The 21,047-nt window shown below is 70.3% G+C and carries 19 protein-coding genes; 9 read left to right on the forward strand and 10 right to left on the reverse strand.

Annotated elements, in window-relative coordinates; all coding sequences use genetic code 11:
• Nucleotides 1–180: 180 nt before the first annotated feature.
• The 3 genes from Aiant_RS21645 to Aiant_RS21655 are packed head-to-tail and all read right to left on the reverse strand — an operon-like array spanning nt 181 to nt 3,140.
• Nucleotides 181–1,389, reverse strand: coding sequence for a cation:proton antiporter (locus tag Aiant_RS21645; RefSeq protein WP_189331932.1), 1,209 nt, complete (start codon nt 1,387–1,389; stop codon nt 181–183).
• 6 nt (nt 1,390–1,395) lie between these two features.
• The gene (locus Aiant_RS21650; RefSeq protein ID WP_189331931.1) at nt 1,396–1,893 is read right to left on the reverse strand and encodes a cation:proton antiporter regulatory subunit; all 498 of its coding nucleotides are present in this window, start codon (nt 1,891–1,893) and stop codon (nt 1,396–1,398) included.
• 44 nt (nt 1,894–1,937) lie between these two features.
• A complete protein-coding gene (locus Aiant_RS21655) occupies nt 1,938–3,140 on the reverse strand; it encodes a sugar efflux transporter (protein WP_189331930.1) in 1,203 nt (400 codons plus the stop codon).
• Nucleotides 3,141–3,283: 143 nt separating this feature from the next.
• On the opposite strand from Aiant_RS21655, the gene clpB reads away from it, so the two are divergent.
• The 5 genes from clpB to Aiant_RS21680 all read left to right on the forward strand — a co-directional run bounded on the left by clpB (nt 3,284) and on the right by Aiant_RS21680 (nt 11,305).
• Nucleotides 3,284–5,869 (forward strand): ATP-dependent chaperone ClpB, encoded by a 2,586-nt coding sequence (gene clpB, locus Aiant_RS21660; protein ID WP_189331929.1) that lies wholly within the window; start codon nt 3,284–3,286, stop codon nt 5,867–5,869.
• Nucleotides 5,870–6,441: 572 nt separating this feature from the next.
• Nucleotides 6,442–7,950, forward strand: a complete 1,509-nt coding sequence (locus Aiant_RS21665; RefSeq protein WP_189331928.1) for a hypothetical protein — start codon at nt 6,442–6,444, stop codon at nt 7,948–7,950.
• 181 nt (nt 7,951–8,131) lie between these two features.
• Nucleotides 8,132–9,313: a hypothetical protein gene (locus Aiant_RS46580; RefSeq protein ID WP_189331927.1), complete on the forward strand. Its 1,182-nt coding sequence runs from the start codon at nt 8,132–8,134 to the stop codon at nt 9,311–9,313.
• Between the two features lie 843 nt (nt 9,314–10,156).
• Entirely contained in the window at nt 10,157–10,534 is a 378-nt protein-coding gene (locus Aiant_RS21675; RefSeq protein WP_014440216.1) for an ArsR/SmtB family transcription factor, read from the forward strand.
• A 96-nt stretch (nt 10,535–10,630) separates the two neighbouring features.
• Nucleotides 10,631–11,305 carry a class II aldolase/adducin family protein gene (locus Aiant_RS21680; protein WP_189331926.1) on the forward strand — a complete coding sequence of 225 codons (675 nt, stop codon included), beginning with the start codon at nt 10,631–10,633 and terminating at the stop codon, nt 11,303–11,305.
• Between the two features lie 211 nt (nt 11,306–11,516).
• On the opposite strand, the gene Aiant_RS21685 is transcribed toward Aiant_RS21680, so the two are convergent.
• The 3 genes from Aiant_RS21685 to Aiant_RS21695 form a co-directional block, all read right to left on the reverse strand.
• Nucleotides 11,517–12,332: a DedA family protein gene (locus Aiant_RS21685; protein WP_189331925.1), complete on the reverse strand. Its 816-nt coding sequence runs from the start codon at nt 12,330–12,332 to the stop codon at nt 11,517–11,519.
• 120 nt (nt 12,333–12,452) lie between these two features.
• On the reverse strand, nt 12,453–14,945 hold the full coding sequence (locus Aiant_RS21690) for a polynucleotide kinase-phosphatase (protein ID WP_189331924.1): 2,493 nt from the start codon (nt 14,943–14,945) through the stop codon (nt 12,453–12,455).
• A complete protein-coding gene (locus tag Aiant_RS21695) occupies nt 14,942–16,306 on the reverse strand; it encodes a 3' terminal RNA ribose 2'-O-methyltransferase Hen1 (protein WP_189331923.1) in 1,365 nt (454 codons plus the stop codon). The genes Aiant_RS21690 and Aiant_RS21695 overlap by 4 nt, the downstream gene beginning before the upstream one ends.
• Nucleotides 16,307–16,404: 98 nt before the next feature.
• On the opposite strand from Aiant_RS21695, the gene Aiant_RS21700 reads away from it, so the two are divergent.
• The gene (locus tag Aiant_RS21700) at nt 16,405–16,887 is read left to right on the forward strand and encodes a SigE family RNA polymerase sigma factor (RefSeq protein ID WP_189331922.1); all 483 of its coding nucleotides are present in this window, start codon (nt 16,405–16,407) and stop codon (nt 16,885–16,887) included.
• Nucleotides 16,884–17,933, forward strand: coding sequence for an LCP family protein (locus tag Aiant_RS21705; RefSeq protein WP_189331921.1), 1,050 nt, complete (start codon nt 16,884–16,886; stop codon nt 17,931–17,933). The genes Aiant_RS21700 and Aiant_RS21705 overlap by 4 nt, the downstream gene beginning before the upstream one ends.
• Nucleotides 17,934–17,941: 8 nt before the next feature.
• Here Aiant_RS21705 and Aiant_RS21710 read toward each other — a convergent pair whose 3' ends face one another.
• On the reverse strand, nt 17,942–18,127 hold the full coding sequence (locus Aiant_RS21710; RefSeq protein WP_189331920.1) for a hypothetical protein: 186 nt from the start codon (nt 18,125–18,127) through the stop codon (nt 17,942–17,944).
• A gap of 376 nt (nt 18,128–18,503) precedes the next feature.
• On the opposite strand from Aiant_RS21710, the gene fbaA reads away from it, so the two are divergent.
• Together fbaA and Aiant_RS21720 are read left to right on the forward strand one after the other, a co-directional pair.
• Entirely contained in the window at nt 18,504–19,529 is a 1,026-nt protein-coding gene (gene fbaA, locus Aiant_RS21715) for a class II fructose-bisphosphate aldolase (protein ID WP_189331919.1), read from the forward strand.
• 103 nt (nt 19,530–19,632) lie between these two features.
• Nucleotides 19,633–20,154 carry a hypothetical protein gene (locus Aiant_RS21720; RefSeq protein ID WP_229830335.1) on the forward strand — a complete coding sequence of 174 codons (522 nt, stop codon included), beginning with the start codon at nt 19,633–19,635 and terminating at the stop codon, nt 20,152–20,154.
• A 28-nt stretch (nt 20,155–20,182) separates the two neighbouring features.
• Here Aiant_RS21720 and Aiant_RS21725 read toward each other — a convergent pair whose 3' ends face one another.
• The 3 genes from Aiant_RS21725 to Aiant_RS21735 are packed head-to-tail and all read right to left on the reverse strand — an operon-like array spanning nt 20,183 to nt 21,009.
• Entirely contained in the window at nt 20,183–20,380 is a 198-nt protein-coding gene (locus Aiant_RS21725) for an LPXTG cell wall anchor domain-containing protein (RefSeq protein ID WP_189331918.1), read from the reverse strand.
• Nucleotides 20,381–20,421: 41 nt separating this feature from the next.
• On the reverse strand, nt 20,422–20,592 hold the full coding sequence (locus Aiant_RS21730) for a hypothetical protein (RefSeq protein WP_189331917.1): 171 nt from the start codon (nt 20,590–20,592) through the stop codon (nt 20,422–20,424).
• A gap of 15 nt (nt 20,593–20,607) precedes the next feature.
• On the reverse strand, nt 20,608–21,009 hold the full coding sequence (locus tag Aiant_RS21735) for a hypothetical protein (RefSeq protein WP_189331916.1): 402 nt from the start codon (nt 21,007–21,009) through the stop codon (nt 20,608–20,610).
• Between the last annotated feature and the right edge of the window lie 38 nt (nt 21,010–21,047).

The raw sequence follows: 21,047 nt of genomic DNA on the forward strand, positions 1-21,047 counted from the left end.
CCTTATTCACCCGTTCGCCGCGCGATCCGGATCACACTTTCCGTCGCGCTGATCGAACGTCCCAATACAGAGAGTTGTCGCGGCGCAACGGTAGCGCGATCAACGAGTGAACGGAAGTGTCAAGACTTCACATTCAGATACTGGACGGTAACTTTTTGATGACGGCGCTTGTGACCGGGTTCACTCGACGCTGGGCAGGGGTTTTCCGGTCGTACGTTGAGCGGCCATCCGCCGGCGCACCAGGTTCTTGAACCAGGCGTAGTCCGGGAGACGGGCCAGCATCGGGCCCGAGACGACCGTGATCAACACGTACGCCGTGGCGAGCGGAGCGAGCTTCGGCTGCACCCCGGAGGCGACCGCGAGTCCGGCGATCACCACCGAGAACTCGCCGCGCGGGGTGAGCGCCAGCCCGGCCCGCAGCCGGCCCGGCAACGCGATGCCCACCCGCCGGGCCGCCAGATACCCGGTGGCCACCTTGGTCAGCATGGTCAGCACCGCCAGGCCCAGCGCCGGGAGCAGCACCGGCGGCATGTCGGCCGGGTCGGTGGAGAGCCCGAAGAAGACGAAGAACACCGCGGCGAACAGGTCCCGCAGCGGCGACAGCATCTCGGTGGCGTGGTGCGCGACCGGTCCGGAGAGGGCGATGCCGACCAGGAACGCGCCGACCGCCTCGGAGACCTTGAGCTCGGCGGCCACCCCGGAGACGAACAGGGTCAGCCCCAGGACGCTGAGCAGCAGCGCCTCCGGATCCTTCACCGACATGAACCGGCTGATCGGGCCGCCGTACCGGATCGCCACCACCAGCACCGCGACCACCGTGACCACCGCGACGCCCAGCGTGCTGAGGCCGCCCAGCAGACCCACCCCGGCCAGCACCGCGGTCGCGATCGGGAGGTAGAAGGCCATCGCCAGGTCCTCGATGACCAGCACCGACAGGATCACCGGCGTCTCCCGGTTACCGAGCCGGCCCAGGTCGCCGAGGACCTTGGCGATCACCCCGGAGGACGAGACCCAGGTGATCCCGGCCAGCACCAGCGCCGCCTTCAGGTCCCAGCCCAGCAGGATCGCGAACAGGGCACCGGGCAGCGCGTTGAGCAGCATGTCGAGCACACCGGCCGGCGCCGCCGAGCGGAGGTTGCCGACCAGCTCGTCCGCCGAGTACTCCAGGCCCAGCATGACCAGGAGCAGGATCACCCCGATCTGCGCGCCGATCGCGATGAAGTCCTCGCTGGCCGAGAGCGGGACCAGCCCGCCGTGCCCGAAGAACAGCCCGGCCAGCAGGTAGAGCGGGATCGGCGAGAGCCCGAAGCGGCGACCCACCCGGCCCAGCATGCCGAGACCGAACAGCAGCGCCCCGATCTCGATGAGCAGGACGGTGGAGGCATGCACGGCAACTCAACCGTCGGTGTCGCCGGCCAGGATGGCGGTGACGCCGTCCAGGCCGTCACGGGTGCCGACGGCGACGACCACGTCGTTCGCCTCGAACTGGAAGGTGGGGCCGGGGGACGGGATGACCTCGCGGTCGCGCAGCACCGCCACGATCGACGCGCTGGTGCGGGTGCGGGCCCGGGTGTCACCCAGGCGCCGCCCGACGAACGGCGAGCCGGCCGGCAGCGCGATCTGCTCGGTGAGCAGCCCGGCGGCCTGCTGGCGCAGCCCGGCCAGCTGCCCGAGCATCAGCGAGGCGCCGAGGACGTCGGCCAGAGCCTCCGCCTCGTCGTCGGTCAGCGGGATCGAGGCCAGGCAGGAATCCGGGTCGTCCACGTCGTAGAGGACCAGGTCGCGACGCCCGTTGCGGTGCGAGACCACCCCGACGGTACGCCCGGAGGTCGTCACGAGGTCGTGTCGGACGCCGATTCCCGGCAGCGGAGTCTGTTCCACCCGTACGCGCACGATCACCACGGTATCCCGCGGCGAGTGAGTTTCGTCTCAGACGGTCAGTCTCGTTCGGCTTCGAGCTCCGCGACCGGCACGCCCGCCGGGCGGGCCGGTGGCTTCGCCACCAGCAGCAGGAGCAGACCGAGGGCGGCCAGGACCAGATTCATTCCGTACGCGAGGCGGTAGCCGTTCTGCTGCGCGATGCCGAACAGCGGCGCCGCGAGGATGTTCCCGAGCGGGAAGGTGTTGGTGAACATCGTGGTCACCCGGCCCGGGTGCTGCGGCATCATGTCCTGCACGTAGGCGATGCCCATGCCGGACGTGGCGGCGATGAACAGCGCGTTCAGCACCTGGGCGGCGCTCAGCGCCCAGATCGACTGCGCGGACGCCGCCACCGCCTGATAGGCCACCGCGCAGACGGCGCCGGTCAGGATCAGCCGGCGCAGCGGGATCCGGGTGCTCAGTGCGCCGAAGCCGAGCATCAGCGGGATCTCCAGGGCCGCGCAGAGCCCGAGGATCAGGCCGGCGTCGCCGACCGAGCCGTGCAGGTCGGTGCTCACATACAACGACATGGCCTGCACGCCGAGCACCATCGTGGTGGTGAGCAGGACGAAGCCGCCGATGATCGGGTAGATCGCGCGCGGTGGCCGGACGCGGACGCCGTCCTGCGACCCGGTGGCGGCGGGTGCCCCGATCTCGGGCAGCCAGCGCACGGCGATCAGGGCGGCGATGAGGTAAAGGACGGCGGCGGTGCCATAGACGTACCGAAAATCGGTTTTGTCCAAAAGGATCGCGGCGAGCGGTGGGCCGCCGACCCAGGCGATCGAGAAGACCGTGCGCAGGGCGCTGATCCCCATCGCGGCGTGGTCCGGGTCGTCGCTGGCCAGCACCTGCCGGGCATAGGCGAAGGACTGCGGGTAGAACGAGCCGGCGAACGCGGTCGCGGTGACGGTCAGGGCCAGCAGGACCCAGTAGTCCCGGATCATCGAGGTGAGTCCGGTGGCGGCGCAACCGGCCAGGGCGGCCGCGATCAGCAGCATCCGGCGGATCGGGCGCCGGTCCGAGATCCGGCCGATCACCTGCGACATCGCCACGCCGGAGAGCGACGCGACGATCAGGAAGGCGGAGACCTGGAACGGACTCGCGTGCACCTCGGTGCTGAGAAAGAGACCCAGGAACGGGCCGACCACCGCGGTTGCCACCCCGGAGGCGAGAAAGATGAAGCCGAGCGGGAGCAGCCGCCGCGACAGGAGGCGCGTCACCAGCCAAACGTTACGGCTGATCAGGAGAGAGCGCTTTCCGAGGTGGTGACCGTCACGCGGGGTTGCCTCGTGCGAGTTAAAGTTGAGTGGAATACGCTCAAGTCTGTGGGGTTACACCCGGTGGAAGCCGATCAGGGGAGCTCATGAACGCCGAACGCCTGACCACCAAGAGCCGCGACGTGATCACCGGCGCGGTGGCGAATGCGGCCCGCAACGGGCACGCCACCGTCGAGCCGTGGCACATGCTGTTGTCGCTGCTGGACACCGCGGGGTCGACCGCGCCCGCCCTGCTGCGAGCGGTCGGCGCCAATCCCGCGGACATCCGGCGGGCCGCCGCCCGCGCCATCGAGCAACTACCCAGTGCCCGGGGCGCCAGCACCGCCGAGCCCAGTCTCGCCCGCGAGTTCGTCAACGCGATCGGCGAGGCCGAGCTGATCGCCAAGCCGCTCGGCGACGAGTACATCTCCACCGAGCACCTGCTGGCCGGCCTGGCCCGCACCGGCGGCGCGGTGAGCCGGGTGCTCAAGGACGCCGGTGCCGGCGAGGAGACGCTGGTCACCGCGTTTCCGCAGGTCCGTGGCGGGGATCGGAAGGTGACCAACGCGGACCCCGAGCAGACCTACAAGTCGCTGGAGAAGTACAGCGTCGACCTGACCGCCCTGGCGCGCGAGGGCAAGATCGACCCGGTGATCGGGCGGGACGCCGAGATCCGCCGGGTGGTGCAGGTGCTGTCCCGGCGGACGAAGAACAACCCGGTTCTGATCGGCGAGCCCGGCGTCGGCAAGACCGCGATCGTCGAGGGCCTGGCCCAGCGGATCGTGGCCGGCGACGTGCCGGAGACCCTGCGCGACAAGAAACTGGTGTCCTTGGACCTCGGCGCGATGGTCGCCGGCGCGCAGTACCGGGGCCAGTTCGAGGAGCGGCTCAAGAGCGTGCTGGAGGAGATCCGCAGCTCGAACGGGCAGGTCGTGACGTTCCTCGACGAGCTGCACACGGTCGTCGGCGCGGGCAAGGGCGAGGGCTCGATGGACGCCGGCAACATGCTCAAGCCGATGCTGGCCCGTGGTGAGCTGCGGATGGTCGGCGCCACCACGCTGGACGAGTACCGCGAGCACATCGAGAAGGACCCGGCCCTGGAGCGCCGCTTCCAGCCGGTCGTGGTCGGCGAGCCGACCGTCGAGGACACCATCGGCATCCTGCGCGGGCTCAAGGGGCGTTACGAAGCGCACCACCGGGTGCAGATCACCGACGCCGCGCTGGTGGCCGCGGCCAGCCTGTCCGACCGTTACATCAGCGACCGGTTCCTGCCGGACAAGGCGATCGACCTGATCGACGAGGCCGCCTCCCGGCTGCGCATGGAGATCGACTCCCGGCCTGTCGAGCTCGACCAGCTCCAGCGGCAGGTCGACCGGATGCGGGTGGAGAAACTCGCGCTCGGCAAGGAGACCGACCCGGCGTCGATGGCCCGGCTGGAGCGGCTCGAGCGGGACCTGGCCGACCGCGAGGAGGAGTTGACCGCGCTGAACGCCCGCTGGGAGCGCGAGCGCGGCGGGCTGAACCGGGTCGGTGAGCTGAAGAAGCAGCTCGACGAGGTGAAGGCGGCCCAGGAGCGGGCCCAGCGTGACGGCGACCTGCTCGAGGCCTCCCGTCTGCTCTACGAGATCATCCCCGGCCTGGAGAAGGAGATCGGGGCCGCCGCCGAGTCGGAGGAGGAGAACACCGAGCCGCCGATGGTCAAGGAGGAGGTCGGCGCCGACGACATCGCCGAGGTGATCTCCTCGTGGACCGGCATCCCGGCCGGCCGGATGATGGAGGGCGAGACCGCCAAGCTGCTCCGCATGGAGGAGTCGCTCCAGGCCAAGGTGGTCGGGCAGAGCGAGGCGGTGGCCGCGGTGGCCAGCGCCGTCCGGCGCGCCCGGGCCGGCATCGCCGACCCGGACCGGCCCACCGGCAGCTTCCTGTTCCTCGGCCCGACCGGCGTCGGCAAGACCGAGCTGGCCAAGGCCCTGGCCGGTTTCCTCTTCGACGACGAGCGGGCGATGGTCCGGATCGACATGAGCGAGTACGGGGAGAAGCACTCGGTCGCCCGGCTGGTCGGCGCCCCGCCCGGATACGTCGGTTACGAGGAGGGCGGCCAGCTGACCGAGGCGGTGCGGCGCCGGCCGTACAGCGTGGTGCTGCTCGACGAGGTGGAGAAAGCTCACCCGGACGTGTTCGACGTGCTGCTCCAGGTGCTCGACGACGGGCGGCTCACCGACGGGCAGGGGCGGACCGTCGACTTCCGCAACGCCATCCTGGTGCTGACCTCGAACCTCGGCTCGTCCACCGCCGACTTCACGATGAGCGACGAGGAGCGTAAGGACGAGGTGCTGGCCGTGGTCCGGGCGCACTTCAAGCCCGAGTTCCTGAACCGGCTGGACGACATCGTGGTGTTCCACGCCCTGACCAAGGACGACCTGACCCAGATCGTCGACATCCAGCTCGGCCGGCTGCGGTCGCGGCTCGCCGAGCGGCGGCTCACCCTGTTCGTGACCGACCAGGCGGTGGAGTGGCTGGGCGAGCACGGTTACGACCCGATCTATGGGGCGCGGCCGCTGCGGCGGCTGGTGCAGGCCACCATCGGCGACCTGCTGGCGCGGGCGCTGCTGGCCGGGGAGATCCAGGACGGGGACACCGTGGTGGTCTCGCTCAACGACACGTTCGACGGGCTGGCCGTCCGGCGCGGCTGACTCCCCTCACACGCGGAAGGCCCCGGATCTCTCCGGGGCCTTCTCGTCATGAGGCGGCTTCGCGATGCCGATACGCGTGGGTCATCAGAACGTCCGTGATGGCGTGCTCGCCGTCGGCGGACCAGATTCTGATCCCGTCGCGGTGCAACTGATATCGAACGTCTTTGAAGCGGGTCCGTGTGTCGTCATGGTGAACGACGGTCAGGGTGTCGGCGTGGGGCATGGGACTCACCGGTCCTTGTCAGGTCTGGGGCAGCCGCGGTGTGGTCACGCGGCCGGCGCAATCGGAAAGGCGCCCGGAAACGGTCTGCCTCGGCCCCAGCGATGAGTGAGCGGGGCGGGCGACTCGTGCGGGCAGCGGGCGTCGCTGGAGGTCTCAGGTGCCTGCCGGACGCCACGCCATCGAAGTGTAGGTCGTGGCGTCCAACGCTGCCGCCCCTCGAACGAGCGACCCTCTGCGAACCTGCGCGAGTCATCGTCGCCCGATGTTGCCACAGCGTTGCGCAGCGTGTACGCCGGTCGCGGGACGTGGCCTCCGGCCGATACCGTGAACGGATCTAGAGGAGGACTCTGTGACCGTTCCCACGTACCCGCCGCCGTACCTCGGGGCGCCGCCGCCACCCGGTCGACCGGCCACCGTGACGATCTCATCCGTGCTGCTCTTCCTGATCGCGGCGGCTCAGCTGGGGTACGCGATCGTCACCTTCTCCGCCCTCAGCGGCGCGGGTGACGTCTACGCGGACGAGTACAGCGGTACCGAGTTCGAGAGCTTCGGCAGCGGGCTGACATCACTCTCAGTGATGAACATCGTGATCTACCTGATCATCGCGGTGGGGCTGACCCTGCTCGGGATCTTCAACCTGCGGGGCAAGCAGCCCTCCCGGGTGATCACCTGGGTCGTCGGCGGGCTACTGATGTGCTGCGCGGTGGTGGTGCCGTACACCGCGATCGTGCTGGTCACCCAGTTCGCCACGGTGGCCGGGGAGAGCGCGACGGGGGTGGATCGGCTGCCCAGCCAGCGGGAGCTGGACGCGCGGCTCGCGGACGTGGTGCCCGACTGGTTCGCGTCGGTCGGGGTGGTGTTCACGCTGTTCACGCTCGGGGCGTTGATCGCGGTGATCATTCTGCTGGCGGTGCCGCCGTCGAACCGGTTCTTCAAGCGGCCGGCGGCGGGGTGGGGGCCGTATCAGCCGGTGTACGGGCCGGGGTATCCGGCGGGCTATGCGCAGCCGGCGGGCGGGCAGCCGGGGTTCGGGCAGCCGGGACAGCCGGCGCCGGGGTTGCCGCCGTATCCGGGGCAGCCCGGGGGCGGAGCGCAGCCCTATCCGGGTCAGCCGGCGGGCGGGGCCTATCCGGGTCCGCCGGCGGGTGGGGCTTACCCAGACCCAGGTCAGCCGACGGGCAGGGCTTACCCGGGTCAGCCGACGGGTGGGGCTTACCCGGGTCAGGCGGCGGGCGGGGCTTACCCGGGTCAGCCGGCGGGTGGGGCTTATCCGGGGCAACCGGCAAGTGGGGCGCCTGCTTATCCGGGGCAGCCGGCTAGTGGGGCGCCTGCTTATCCGGGGCAGCCTGCGAGCGGGGCGCCCGCTTATCCCGGGCAGCCGGCGGGTGAGGCGACGCCGTATCCGGGGCAATCGTCGGCCTATCCGGGTTACCCGGGGCAGCCGGGATACCCGGGCGGATACTCGCAGCCCACTCCGCCGAGCAATCCGTGGCAGCCGACTCCGGCCGAGCTGGGGCCGCCCAGCGATCCGTGGCAGGTGCCACCTGCTCCTGCTTCCGCGGCCTCGCCGACCGCTCCGGAAGCCCCTTCGGCCGCCTGGGAGACCCCGCGGCCGGCCTCGGGCGCGTCCGAGCCGGAACCCGCCGCCCCTGTTCCGCCTTCGCACGAATCTCGGCCGGAACCGGCCGCTTGGGGCCACGCAGGCCAGGAACCTGGCGCTGCCTCGGACCAGGCAGGCCAGGAACCTGGCGCTGCCTCGGACCAGGCAGGCCGGGAGCCCGCGCCGCCAGCCGCCCCGGAGCAGGCGCCGCCCGCTCCGGCAGCCGAGGAACAGCGACCTCCGCGGGACCCCGCCTGACCCGTCCCGCTGCTGATTTCCGGACCGGCCCGGCTGCCCGCAGCCGGGCCGGTCCGTGGTGGGCATGCGCCCGGTGCGGGGACCTGGGGTGACCTGACCGTCCGGGTCTCTGACGGTCCGCCCACGTCAGGGCGGGGCACGCGGTAGGTTCGTGCGCAGCCGAACACCGCGGGAGCCATCGATGTCCTACGCCGCCCTGCCGTCCGTCTCCGTGCCGTCGCCGCCTGCCGGGGAACGGCCGGCGGCTGTCACGACCGCTTCCGCCATGCTCTGGCTGATGGGCGCGGCCGGGCTCGTCTACGCGATCGCCACGGTCGCGGTCGCACCCGGCACGGTCAGCCGCTTCCGCGACGCGGCGGGCGGCGACGCGGCGGAGAACTTCGCCTCGGTGGTGTGGCTGGACGCCGCGCTCGCTGCCGTGCTGTCGATCCTCGCCTTCGCGCTCTTCGTGGTGCTGGGTCTGGCGTTGCGCCGGGGCAGCCGGGTGGCCCGGATCGCCGCGCTGGTGGTCAGCGCGCTCGGCGTGCTGGGTGGGCTCGGGTCGTTCGTCACGGTGGTGGCGCAGCGCTCCGGCGATCCGGTGCCGGGCTCGCTCGGTGACGCGCTCGGCTCGGCCTATCCGGAGGGCTGGCTCGGCCTGAACGTGGTGGTCTGCGCCCTTCAGGTGCTCGCCTACCTGGCAGTCGGCGCGATGCTGCTGGCCGCCCCGCGGACCTACTTCGGCTACCCGCCCAAACCCGCCACCGCTGCGCACCCGGTCGCCCCCGGGATGCCTGGCCCTTACGGTGCGCCCGCGACCGCCGCGCACCCGGCTGGGATGCCCGGTCCCTACGGTGCGCCCGCGACCGCCGCGCACCCGGCTGGGATGCCCGGTCCCTACGGCGCGCCCGCGACCGCCCCGCACCCCGCCCCGTTCGGCTCCCCGGTCGCCCCTGGAACGCCCGGCCCCTATGGCGCGCCCGCAAGCGGTCCCTACGGGACGCCCTATCCGGGTCCCGGGGGCTATCCCACCCCGCCCGTCGACCCGTCCGCCTATATGCCGCCCACCACCGCAACCGGCTACCCACCGGCTTACCCGCCCGTCGGCGCCTCCCCGGCCACCCCCGGATCCGTCGGGTTGCCGACTGAAGCCGCCGTCGATGGATCTCCCGCCCCGTCGCCGAGTGTCCCAGAAGGATCACCCGCCCGGGATGATCGATCCTCGGTCGCCATGACGCAGGGTTCAGGACATGAATGGGGATCGCAGTCGACTACGGAGAGTGCCCAAGGCCACAGTGGGCCCGTGCCGCCTTCGGGTGATCCGGCGGTGAACCGGCCCGCGCCTGGATCCGATGACGAATACTGGCGCCGGCCGTCCCAGTGACCTTGTCGATGCGCGCCTAGATCCGGTTCCGTATCGACGACTGTGGGTCACTCGAACGGGTACAGACTGTTTCCTTCACTGTCACCCGATCGGCTGTCCGGATAGCAGGAGATCGGCCGTCCGGTGGGTGTTTTCGCCTAGATGGACAAACGTGTTTTCCGGGGTTCACAGGACTCTCACAGCGCGGCTACCAGGTCATCTTGAGGGGTGTCTGGGTACCGTGGCGGTGTTAGGTGCTTTGAGCTGCATCTATGGTCGCCGGAAAGGTCGAGATCCGTTGTCCGATCGGTAAACCTTGTTTACAGAGACATGTAGAGCCCTGGGTCAATAGTTCCGTTCCGCCCCGGCGGGGCGAAAGATTCCGGTTTCCTTCAAGCCAGTACGCTCGATGTCATGGAAGCACGGCAAGACCTGGGTAAATTCATCACTGAATTGCCCGTCGCACAGCGTGGCGTCGTGCTTTCATCGGGTCGTGAGGCGCGTAGCGACCCGTTGATCGCGCAGCGTGGCGTGATGAGTTCGACGCGTTCCGTGTCGAGTCATCGGTTTGGGTCGGTGAGCCGAAACAATCGATGAATTGACAATGTGGGTTGGCTCACTCCCGAGAAGGGGATCGAGAGCTCGACACGGATGGGTAGCGACCAGATGGCGGCTGAGGCGTTGCAGGAGGCAGAGACCGAAGTCGGTGTCGGCGGAAAGGTTGATCGGATGAGTGGTGCGGTTCGGGGCTCCGGCCCGCGCCGGCGGTTGACCGACACGGCGATCGACGTCGGCCTTACGGCCTGAAAGTTAGCCGGTTCGTTCCTGCTCGCATGCAGGAGAATCGATGCAGTTGGTGGAAGGATGGAGATCGTGGGAACTGCGTTGGCGGAAATGACTATGCCTCAGATCTCGCCGCTTGCCGGTGAGCCGATTGAACGCGCCGACGCCGAGCGCCTGGCGGGAGTGCTCAAGGCGCTCGCCGACCCGGCTCGGCTGCGGCTGCTGAGCCTTATCCAGTCCGCGACGGACGGTGAGGCGTGCGTCTGCGACCTGACGGCCCCCCTGGGCCTCTCGCAGCCGACCGTGAGTCACCACCTGCGGATCCTGACCGAGGCGGGTCTGCTGGAGCGGGAGAAGCGGGGAGTCTGGGCGTACTACCGCCTGGTGCCGACCGCCATCGCGACCATCGCCGACCTGCTGACGCCGCCCCGCAAGCGGGCGACGAAGAAGGCTCGCTGAGCGATGGGCACCGCCTGGCGTCACTGGAACATGGGGGCGTGACGCCAGGCCGAGGACCTCTTCCCTGGCCACCCCTGGCGATTCGAGGAGGATCGGGTGAACTACGTCCCTGGTGACCTGCGTGACCAGCTCGCGCACGTGGGTTACGACGTGGTCCAGGCCGGCCTCGTGTGCGGTTCGGGCGGCAATCTGTCCGCTCGGATCCCGGACGAGGACGCGATCTGGGTCACGGCGAGCGGCGCCTGGCTCGACCGGCTCAGCCGGCCCAGTTTCGCGCCGGTGCGCATCACGGACGGTGAGCCCGCGACGGTCGGCACCCTGCCGCCGCCGCGTATCGAACCGACCAGCGAGCTGGCGTTGCATCTCGCGCTCTACCGCGCCCGGCCGGATGTCAACGCCGTGGTGCACCTGCACCCGCAGACCGCGTTGCTGCTCGACGCGCTCGGCGAGCACATCCGGATCGTCACCACCGACCACGCGTTCTACCTGCGCCGGGTGTCGACCGTGCCGTTCCGGCTGCCGGGCACGACCGAGCTGGCCGCGCTGACCGCGGCGATGGCCTCGGACGGCACCGACTGCCTGGTGCTCAGCCAGCACGGCTGCGTGGTGATGGGCGACTCGGTGGAGCTGGCGCACAAACGCGCCCGCAACCTCGAGGAGGCGGCGGCGCTGACCTACAAGGCGCTGGCCGCCGGCCGGTTGGAAAACCTGCGGGACTGTCCCGAGGAGTTCCTGGACCGGCTCTCCGGTTCCGCCGTGGTCACGGTCTAGGCGGACCACACAGACGCTCCCAGCCGGCCGTCCCTAGGGCCGGCTGGATGGCGTCGGCCTCAGGATCACACCCCAGGCTTTACGGTACGACCAGGGCTGCGTCCCCGCCCCGGTCGGCAGCGCCGTGCTCGGGGCGTACCCAAATCCGATTTTGATCGTGAAACACAGCGGCCGACCCTGGGAGCCAGGGCCGGCCGGGTGGTGGACTTGATCAGGCGCGGTGCGAGCGCGGGCGACGGTTCCGCTCGTCGTCGTCCTCGTCGTGGGCCGCCGCCTCGGCGAGCCCGGCGATGCTGGCCGCGGCCACCACGCCGACGGCGGTCGAGGGCAGCGGGCCCTTGAGCTTGCCGAGCCTTTTCGCCTTCCGCTCCCGGATGATCTCGATGAAGATCGGCAGCGCCGAGATCAGCACGATGAGCACGACCACCGGCAGGATGTAGCGGTCGATGTGCTCGCCGATCGTGTCGTAGATCTGCTTGGCGAGGGCGTAACCGATCAGCAGCACACCGTCGGTCCAGATGACCGCGCCGACCACGTTCCAGATGAAGAACTGGCGGGCCGGCATGCCGAGGGTGCCGGCGACCGGGTTGAGGAACGTCCGGACGATCGGGATGAACCGGGCGAGCACCACGGCCTTGGCCGGGCCGAACTTCTGGAAGTAGTGCTCTGCTTTCTCCACGTACTCCCGCTTGAACAGCTTGGAGTCGGGGCGGTCGAACATCTGCCGTCCGTATCGGGCACCGAGCCAGTGCCCGAACTGGGCGCCGACGATCGCGCAGATCGGGGCGCCGATCAGCAGGCCGGCCAGCGAGATCTGGCTGCCCTCGCCGAAGATGGCGTCGGCCACCGGTGAGGCCGCGATGCCCGCCAGGAACAGCAGCGAGTCGCCGGGGAAGAAGAAGCCGACCAGCAAGCCGGTCTCCGCGAAGAGGATCGCCCACACGCCGTAGAGGCCGAACGTGTGCAGCAGATCCGACGCATTCAGCGGGTTGAGGGCGAGCTGCTCGGTGAGCGCACGGATGTCCACGACATGCAGGGTACCGGCCCTGCCACCGGCCAAACCTGTACGACTGCTGTGGATACCTTGTGGTCACCGGCCGGAAACGGGGGCGCCGGCCCGAAGTGGGTCCGGTGCCCCCGAAAGGGCTCAAAGCCGCGGATCGACCGGTTCCGACTCCGCTGCCAGGATCGCGAAGACCAGCTCGTGCACCCGCCAGGACGGCGCGCCCTCGGCCAGCCGGTCCAGCGCCGCCAGGCCCAGCCCGTGCTCGCGCAGCGCCAGGTTGCGCTTGCGGCCCAGGTTGCGCTGCCGCAGCCGGTGCAGCTGCTCCGGCCGGGTGTACTCCGGGCCGTAGATGATCCGCAGGTACTCCCGGCCCCGGCACTTCACGCCCGGCTGCACCAGGCGGCCCTTGCCGTCCACCGCGGCGAGCCCGGAATACGGCTTCACCACCATGCCCTCGCCGCCGGCCCCGGTCAGGGTCAGCCACCAGTCGACGGCCTCCGCCTCGGCGGCCGGGTCGGCCAGGTCGAGCACCAGCCGCCGGGTCGGCGTGAACAGCTCCGGGTCGGCGGCGACCAGCCGGTCCGCGATCGCCAGGTGCCAGCCGTGGTCCTTGCCCGCGTACGTCACCCCGGCGCCGGCCAGCACCGCGAACGGCGCGAGCGTGACGCCGGTCAGGCCGTCGGTCGGTTTCACGTACGCCCGGTACGCCGCCGAGTACCCCTCGATCTCCGCCGAGCGCAGGTCGATCCGGTCCCGCAGCGCGGCGACGTCCAGTCCCCGGGCGGCCACCCGGTCCAGCACCTCCCGGGCGGCCGGCAGCGCGGCCCGGCCGGCCGCGCCCACTCCGGCGTAGTGGTCGCGGATCAGCGAGCCGGCCTTCGCCGACCAGGGCAGCAGCTCGGTGTCGAGCAGCAGCCACTCGGTCGAGAGCTCCGCGAGGATCGGCTCGGCGGCGGCGCGGACCCGGGCCAGCAGCGGCTCGGTCAGCTCCGGGGAGAAGAACGGGCGGCCGGTCCGGGTCCAGATCGCGTCGCCCTCGCCGGACGCCGAGACCCGGACCACGGCCCGCGAGCCCATGTGCTTCTCCTCGCAGACCACCCGGTCGACGCCGGCCGCGCGCAGGTCGGCGAAGGCGGACGTCGGGTGCTCCAGGAAGCCGTCGACGGTGGAGCTGGAGCAGGGCGCCATGGTCGGGGGCAGCCAGATCAGGGTCTCCGGGTCGACGGCGAAGCGGCCCATCACCTCCAGGGCGGCCGCGGCGTTCTCGGCGGGGACGGTGGTCCGGCCGTACCCGTAATCCAGGTGCTTGCGGCCGGTGACGTCGGCGATGTCCAGCCCGCGGTCCGGCTCGGCCGCGGCGGTGAACAGCGGCCGGACCGGGGCGTAGTACTCCTTCGCCGCCGGCGTGCCGACCAGCTCCCGCTCCGGCCAGCGCAGCGCGGTCAGGGCGCCGCCGAAGACGCAACCGGTGTCCAGGCAGATGGTGTTGTTCAGCCACTCGGCGCGCGGGGTCGGCACGTGGCCGTAGACGACGGCGGCGGAACCGCGGTACTCCTGGGCCCACGGGTAGCGGACCGGCAGGCCGTACTCGTCGGTCTCGCCGGTCGTCTCGCCGTACAGCGCGAAGCTGCGCACCCGGCCGGAGGCCCGCCCGTGGTACGCCTCCTTCAGCCCGGCGTGCGCGACCACCAGCTTGCCGTCGTCCAGCACGTAGTGGCTGACCAGGCCCTCGATGAAGGAGCGCACCTCGGTGACGAACTCGTCCGGCTCGGCGGCCAGCTGCTCCAGCGTCTCCGGCAGGCCGTGGGTGAGCTGCACGTTGCGCCCGTTCAGCTTGCGGGCCAGCTTCTGCTCGTGGTTGCCCGGCACGCAGATCGCGTGGCCGGCCGCGACCATGCCCATCACCAGGCGCAGCACGCCCGGCGAGTCCGGGCCACGGTCGACCAGGTCACCGACGAAGACCGCCGTGCGGCCCTCCGGGTGCACGGCGTCGACCGGGCGGCCCGCGGCATCCCGGACCAGCTCCCAGCCCAGCGTGGCGAGCAGCGTCTCCAGCTCGGCCCGGCAGCCGTGCACGTCACCGACGATGTCGAACGGGCCGTGCTCGTCCCGCTTGTCGTTGAACAGCTTCTCGTAGCGGATCTCCGCGCCGGCGATCTCGTCCGGGCCGCGCAGCACATGCACCTTGCGGAAGCCCTCGCGGGACAGCTGGCCGAGCGAGCGCCGCAGGTCACGGCTCATCCGGCCGAGGACCTGGCGGCCGAACGTCCGGTCCGGACGGGCCTGCGTGCGCTCCCAGGCCACCGCCTCCGGCACGTCCAGGACGATGGCGACCGGCAGCACGTCGTGCGCGCGGGCCAGCTTGATCAGCTCGGCGCGGCCGTGCGACTGCAGGTTGGTGGCGTCGACCACGGTGAGCCGGCCGGCGGCCAGCCGCTTGCCGGCGATGTAGTGCAGCGCGTCGAAGGCCTCGGACGACGCGGACTGGTCGTTCTCGTCGTCGGCGATCAGGCCGCGGAAGAAGTCCGAGGAGAGCACCTGGGTGGGCGCGAAATGGGTTCGCGCGAAGGTGGACTTGCCGGATCCGGAGATGCCGACCAGCGCGACCAGGCTGAGCTCAGGGATGTCGATCATGCCGTCACCTCCGCTTTCTTGATGAAGAGGGCCAACTGCGTGGGTGCTCCGGTCGTCTCGTCCGGGTCGCCGACACCGCGAATGGACACTGTGTAGCCGTGGCGTTCGGCGACACCGCCGGCCCAGGCCGCGAACTCGGCGCGGGTCCACTCGAAGCGGTGGTCCGAGTGCCGCATCCCGGTCAGCCCCTCGTAGTGCACGTTGTACTCCACGTTCGGCGTGGTCACCACGACGGCGCCGGGCCGGGCGCGGCCGAACACGCTGGCCTCCAGGGCCGGGAGCCGGGGCAGGTCGACGTGCTCGATCACCTCCATCAGCACGGCCGCGTCGTACCCGGTGAGCCGGTCGTCGTGGTACGTCAACGCGGTCTGGATCAGCTTGATCCGGTCACGCTGCCGCTGCGGCATCCGATCCAGCCGCAGCCGGCGGGCCGCCTGATCGAGCGCCCGGGACGAGACGTCGGCCCCGACGATCTCGGTGAACCGGGACTCCTTGAGCAGGGCGGCGAGCAGCGCGCCCGGGCCGCAGCCCAGGTCGAGCACCCGGGTGGCGCCGGCCTCGGCCAGGGCGGCCAGCACCGCGTCCCGGCGCTGGGCGGCCAGCGGCGCCTTGCGGGCCACCGGCAGCTCGGCCTCCTCCTCGGTGGCCGGCTGGTCGGCGTCGAGCAACTCCAGCGCGGTGGTCGCCAGCGACTTGCGGTGCGCCAGGTAGCGGCGGGCGATCAGCACCTTCTCCGGGTGGCCGGCCAGCCAGCCGGCACCGGACCGGAGCAGCTTCTCGATCTCGTCCGGGGCGACCCAGTAGTGCTTGCCGTCGTCCAGCACCGGGAGCAGCACGTACAGATGGTTGATCGCGTCGGCCAGGCGGAGCGTGCCGGTCAGGCACAGGTCGACGTATTTGCTGTCGCCGCCGATCTCCGGCTCCAGCGCGATCGGGGTGGCGGTCACCGCCCACCCCAGCGGGGCGAACAGGCGGGTGACCAGATCGGTGGTGCCGCGCAGCACCGGCACCCGGATCTCCAGCGGGATGGCCTGTCCGGTCAGCTCGGGGCGATCCTTCGAGGTGCCGCGCTGGGCGCTGCGGAAGACCTTGGAGAGAGCGCTGGCCAGCAGGCTGGACGCGGCGTAGGGCCGGTCGTTCACGTACTGGCTGAGCTCGAAGGCGTCGGCGCGGGCGCGCAGCTTCTGCGGATCGACGTCGAGCAGCAGGGCCGCGGTGCAGCGCTCCTCGGTGGCCTCGGGGAACATGACGTACGCCGTACCGGTGGGCATGTCGAACTGCTGGACCCTGTCGGGGTGTTTGACCAACAGGTATCCGAGGTCGGTTGCGGGCCGGTGCGTCGTCGTCACAGTTAGCAGCACGCCGTAGATGGTGACAGCGCCGGGAAGCAGGAGCGATCGATTTGCCGGCGGGCGCAATGATTCCGGTGCCCGATCCCGTCGTAGGAGCGGAGGTGCCCGTGACCTACGAGGAATTCGCCGACAGCCGGCTCAGCGCGTTGCTGCGCTATGCCGTGATGCTGACCGGCGATCCGAACACCGCGCAGGATCTGGTCCAGGAGACCATGCTCCGGGTCCAGCTGCACTGGCGCCGGGTGGCCCGCAGCGACTCGCCCGACGGTTACGTCCGCCGCATCATGACCAACCAGTTCATCGAGTCGCGCCGCACCTCCTGGTGGCGCCGGGTGCTGTTGCGGGCCGATCCCGACCCGGTCACCGCCGCGCCCACCGACCACGCCGCGGAGAACGCGGAGCGCGACCGGGTCTGGACGCTGCTGGCCGGCCTGCCCCGCCGCCAGCGCGCCGCCCTGGTCTTGCGGTATTACGAGGACCTGCCCGACCAGGAGATCGCCGACATCCTCGGCTGTGCCGTCGGGACGGTGCGATCGTCCATCTCACGAGGGCTCGACGCGCTTCGTGCCGAGTTGGTGGAGACCCCATGAGCGAGCGTATGAGCAGGGTTGAGGAAGAGTTGCGGGCCGCTTTCGAGCGGCACGAGGTGATGGTTCCGGCCGCGGCGCCGGTGCGGGACCGCATCGACATTGCTTGGGTACGCGTGAAGCGCCGTCGCGCCAAGCGCCGGGTGATCGGGGCCGCCGCCGCGGTGCTGCTCGCCGGTGCCGCCCTGCCGGTCGTGTCCAGTGGCTGGGGACACGGGGGACCGCCGGCGGGCGAGGTGGCGTCGCTGGTGGGCGACCCGCCCGCGCCGATCACCGGCCCGGTCGACGTCCTGCTGATCGGCACGGACAGCCCGGTCACCGAGAAGCTCGCGCGGGCCGACACGGTGATGCTGCTGCACGTGCCGGCCGATCGCAGCGCCGCGTGGATGATCAGCTTCCCCCGCGACGGGGCGGTCGAGATCCCGGGCCACGGCCTGGAGAAACTCAACTCCGCGCTGTATTACGGCGGTCCCGAGTTGCTGCGCAAGACGGTGACGAAACTGACCGGTGTCGAGCCGGACGCCACCGTCACGGCGGACTTCAGCGCCCTGAGCGCGGTCACCGACGCGGTCGGCGGCGTGCGGATGTGCCTGAGCCAGGCGATCGAGCCGGTTGCCGGCCGCAAGGGGTTCGCCAAGGGCTGCCAGCAGATCGACGGCGACGAGATCACACCGCTGCTCCGGGGACGCCTCGGGCTGAAGAACGGCACCTACGACCGTGATCAGAATGCCCAGTCGTTCCTGCGGGCGCTGATGGCCAAGACGATCGGTGACAACGGGACCTCGGATCCGGCACGGCTGCTGCGATTGCTGGACGCGGCGAGCTCCGGCATGCGGGTCGACGGCGACGTGGCGGATCTGCTCCAGGTGGCCGGTGCCCTCGGCGTGCCGGAGTTGATCGGCGTCCGGGAGACGACGTTCCACCCCGCCCCCGGCGCGGAATTTCGCGAGCAGATCTATCCCACCGTCGGCAAGAGCCTCTACCAGGCGATTCGCGATGATCGGCTGGCCGAGTGGGCGGTGGCGAACCCTCGTTTGATCTCTCGTTAGGCGGTGGTTCAGCGGTATTCGTCGTCGAACTCGACGACGCGGTGCTGCTCCGCGGCGTCCCACTCGTTCGCCTCGGTGAACGTCGGCGGCTCGTCCGGCTCGTCGTCCTGCCAGGCCGGCACCGCGTTCACCGCCTGCTCGGCGGCGTCCACCTCGGGCGTCTCCAGGTCGGCTTCGTCAATCAGGCGTGTCATCCTCGGCTCCCCTCTCGTGTCGCCGGGCTCCTGTCCCATGGTGCGCGCTTGCCCGCCCGGATGCCGCACAAACCGACACCGATCGCCCGGTAGCCCGCCGAGCGGGCCGGATGTGATCTCGGTCGCCACGCCCCGAGTCGCCGAACGGTCCGAAGGGTGGGACGGGAGCGGCTCCCGGGCCCAGCGATCTCACTGAGAGTGTCGGGTATCGCTGTGGTCCGGGCGGCACGCTGCCTCCTTTTGTCCGCTACGCGAGATCCGGACGACGAATTTCGGGCCGATTTCCGTTACGCACCGCGACTGCGGAATACTGCCTGCTGGAGGACAGCGCGGTCCTGCCCTCTGCTGCCCGCATGCAAAAGCAAGGAGCGCACCGATGCCTATCGCTTCTCCCGAGGTCTACGCCGAAATGCTCGATCGCGCCAAGGCCGGCGCGTTCGCCTACCCGGCGATCAACGTGACGTCCTCGCAGACCCTCAACGCGGCCCTCCAGGGCTTCGCGGAGGCCGGCAGCGACGGCATCGTCCAGATCTCGACCGGTGGCGCCGAGTACGCGTCCGGCCCGACGATCAAGAACATGATCACCGGTGCGGTCGCGCTGGCCGAGTACGCCACCGAGGTCGCCAAGCACTACCCGGTCAACATCGCGCTGCACACCGACCACTGCCCCAAGGACAAGCTGGACAAGTACGTCCGTCCGCTGATCGCCATCTCCCAGGAGCGGGTGAACAAGGGCCTCGCCCCGCTGTTCCAGTCGCACATGTGGGACGGCTCGGCCGTGCCGCTGGACGAGAACCTGGCCATCGCCGAGGAGCTGCTGGCCGCCGCTGCCGCCGCCAACATCATCCTCGAGATCGAGGTCGGCGTCGTCGGTGGCGAGGAGGACGGCGTCTCCGCCGCGATCGACGACAAGCTGTACTCGACCGTCGAGGACGGCCTGGCCACCGCCGCCAAGCTGGGCCTGGGCGAGCGGGGCCGCTACCTCACCGCGCTGACCTTCGGCAACGTGCACGGCGTCTACAAGCCGGGCAACGTCAAGCTCCGCCCGGAGATCCTCAAGGAGATCCAGGACGCGATCGGCGCGAAGTACGGCAAGGAGAAGCCGCTCGACCTGGTCTTTCACGGTGGCTCGGGCTCGCTGCTCTCCGAGATCCACGGCGCCCTGGACTACGGCGTGGTGAAGATGAACATCGACACCGACACGCAGTACGCGTTCACCCGCCCGGTCGTCGACCACATCATGAAGAACTACGACGGTGTGCTGAAGATCGACGGCGAGGTCGGCAACAAGAAGGCGTACGACCCGCGCGCCTGGGGCAAGCTGGCCGAGAACGGTCTGGCCAAGCGCGTCGTCGAGGCGTGCGAGCACCTCCGCTCGACCGGAACCACTCTCTCGAAGTAATCAACCGACAGCGGCCGGTCCCCGTTGGCGGGGATCGGCCGCTGTTGTCTTGCGTGGTTACGCAACGACATGGGTACCATCGTCCAGTCTTGATCAAGGGACGGTGATCGTGCTCGCTATCGAGGGTTGGAAACCCGAGTGGCATCACGATGCCGAGGCCCTCGCCGCCACGCATCGACACATGTTCGTGCGGCTCATCGGCCGGAAACTGCGATCGAGCTGGCTGCTCTGGGACGTGGCTCAGCGTGGTTGGTTCGCTGACGGCCCGGTCATCCTCGACTTCGGACTCAGTCGCGTAGAGATTACTCACCGTAAATTCGATGAGTGCGCGATCACCTGGGACCAGATCGACATGTCGGTCCCGATCGACATGTACGAGCACTTCGACTGGCGGGCCGACCCGCACGCGGCGCTGCGCAACGCCCGTGGCCGCCCGCTGCGCGCCGTCAACGTGGTCGAGCGGACCACGACGGCCGACTGGCGGCCCCGGGTGCTGCACGCGATCGAGTTCCTGTTCGACGGCGCCCGTCTCGCGGTCTACAACGCGATGGACGAGAACGGGCTCACCGACGTGCCGGAGGCGGAACTCCCGGCGGCGCACTGGCGCCGCGTGCACATCGCCTGACCACCGGCCCGGTGCCGGTGGCTCAGCATCAGTCGCCCCCGGTGCCCCGGTGCAGCTCGGCCTGGTAACCGATCTCAGCCTCGTGCCCGGCGATGCCGCTGTTGCGGCGTCGCTTGTAGACGACGTAGCCGGCCAGAGCGATCAGCAGGCCGAGCGGGATCAGGATGTACGCGAGCATGTGGGCCTCCTGGGTCAGGTAGCCGCCACCGGCGTGAAGACGACTCATTCTCACCCCGTCCGCGGCCCACTGCCCATCCTCGGAACGGGTCAGCCGCCCAGCCCGGTGGTGTCCGGGTTGTGCCTGTTCACGCCGCTCTCGTAGCCGGTCTGCGCGGGACCGTGATAGCTCGGGTCCCCGCTGTTGCCCCGCCGCCGATAGGCGACCGCGGCACCGGCGCCGAGTGCCACACCCGCCACGATCAGGAAAAACGTCAGCATGTCTTGCTCCCCGTGTTAGTAACTACCGCTGCTGCCACTGTCGCCGCCACCGAACGAACCGCCTCCGCTGTCGCCGCCCCACGACGACGAGCCACCGTCACTCCACGAGGACGAGCCGCTGTCGCTCCAGGACGATCCGCTGTCGTGGTGATGTCCGTGGTGCTGGCTGCCGCTGCCGTCGTGGTGATGGTGCCCGTGCCCGTGCTGCCGGCTGTCGCTGTCGTCGGAGTAGATCGGTGAGGAATCGGTGTAGAAGGTCGGGTCGTCGGCGGACACGTCGGTGACGCCCTGGAACCCTGCCACGCCCGGATGTCCCCGGCGAGGCGGCGGAGGGCGGCGTCGCTGCTGCCGCCCGGTCACGAAGGTCATGAGTGCGATGGCCGCCACGGCCACCAGAACCAGGAGGATAATCGCCATGCCCGCAGTGTGGGGTATCCCGCCAACCCCCTCTGACC

Source organism: Actinoplanes ianthinogenes (assembly GCF_018324205.1).
Classification (GTDB): Bacteria; Actinomycetota; Actinomycetes; order Mycobacteriales; family Micromonosporaceae; genus Actinoplanes; species Actinoplanes ianthinogenes.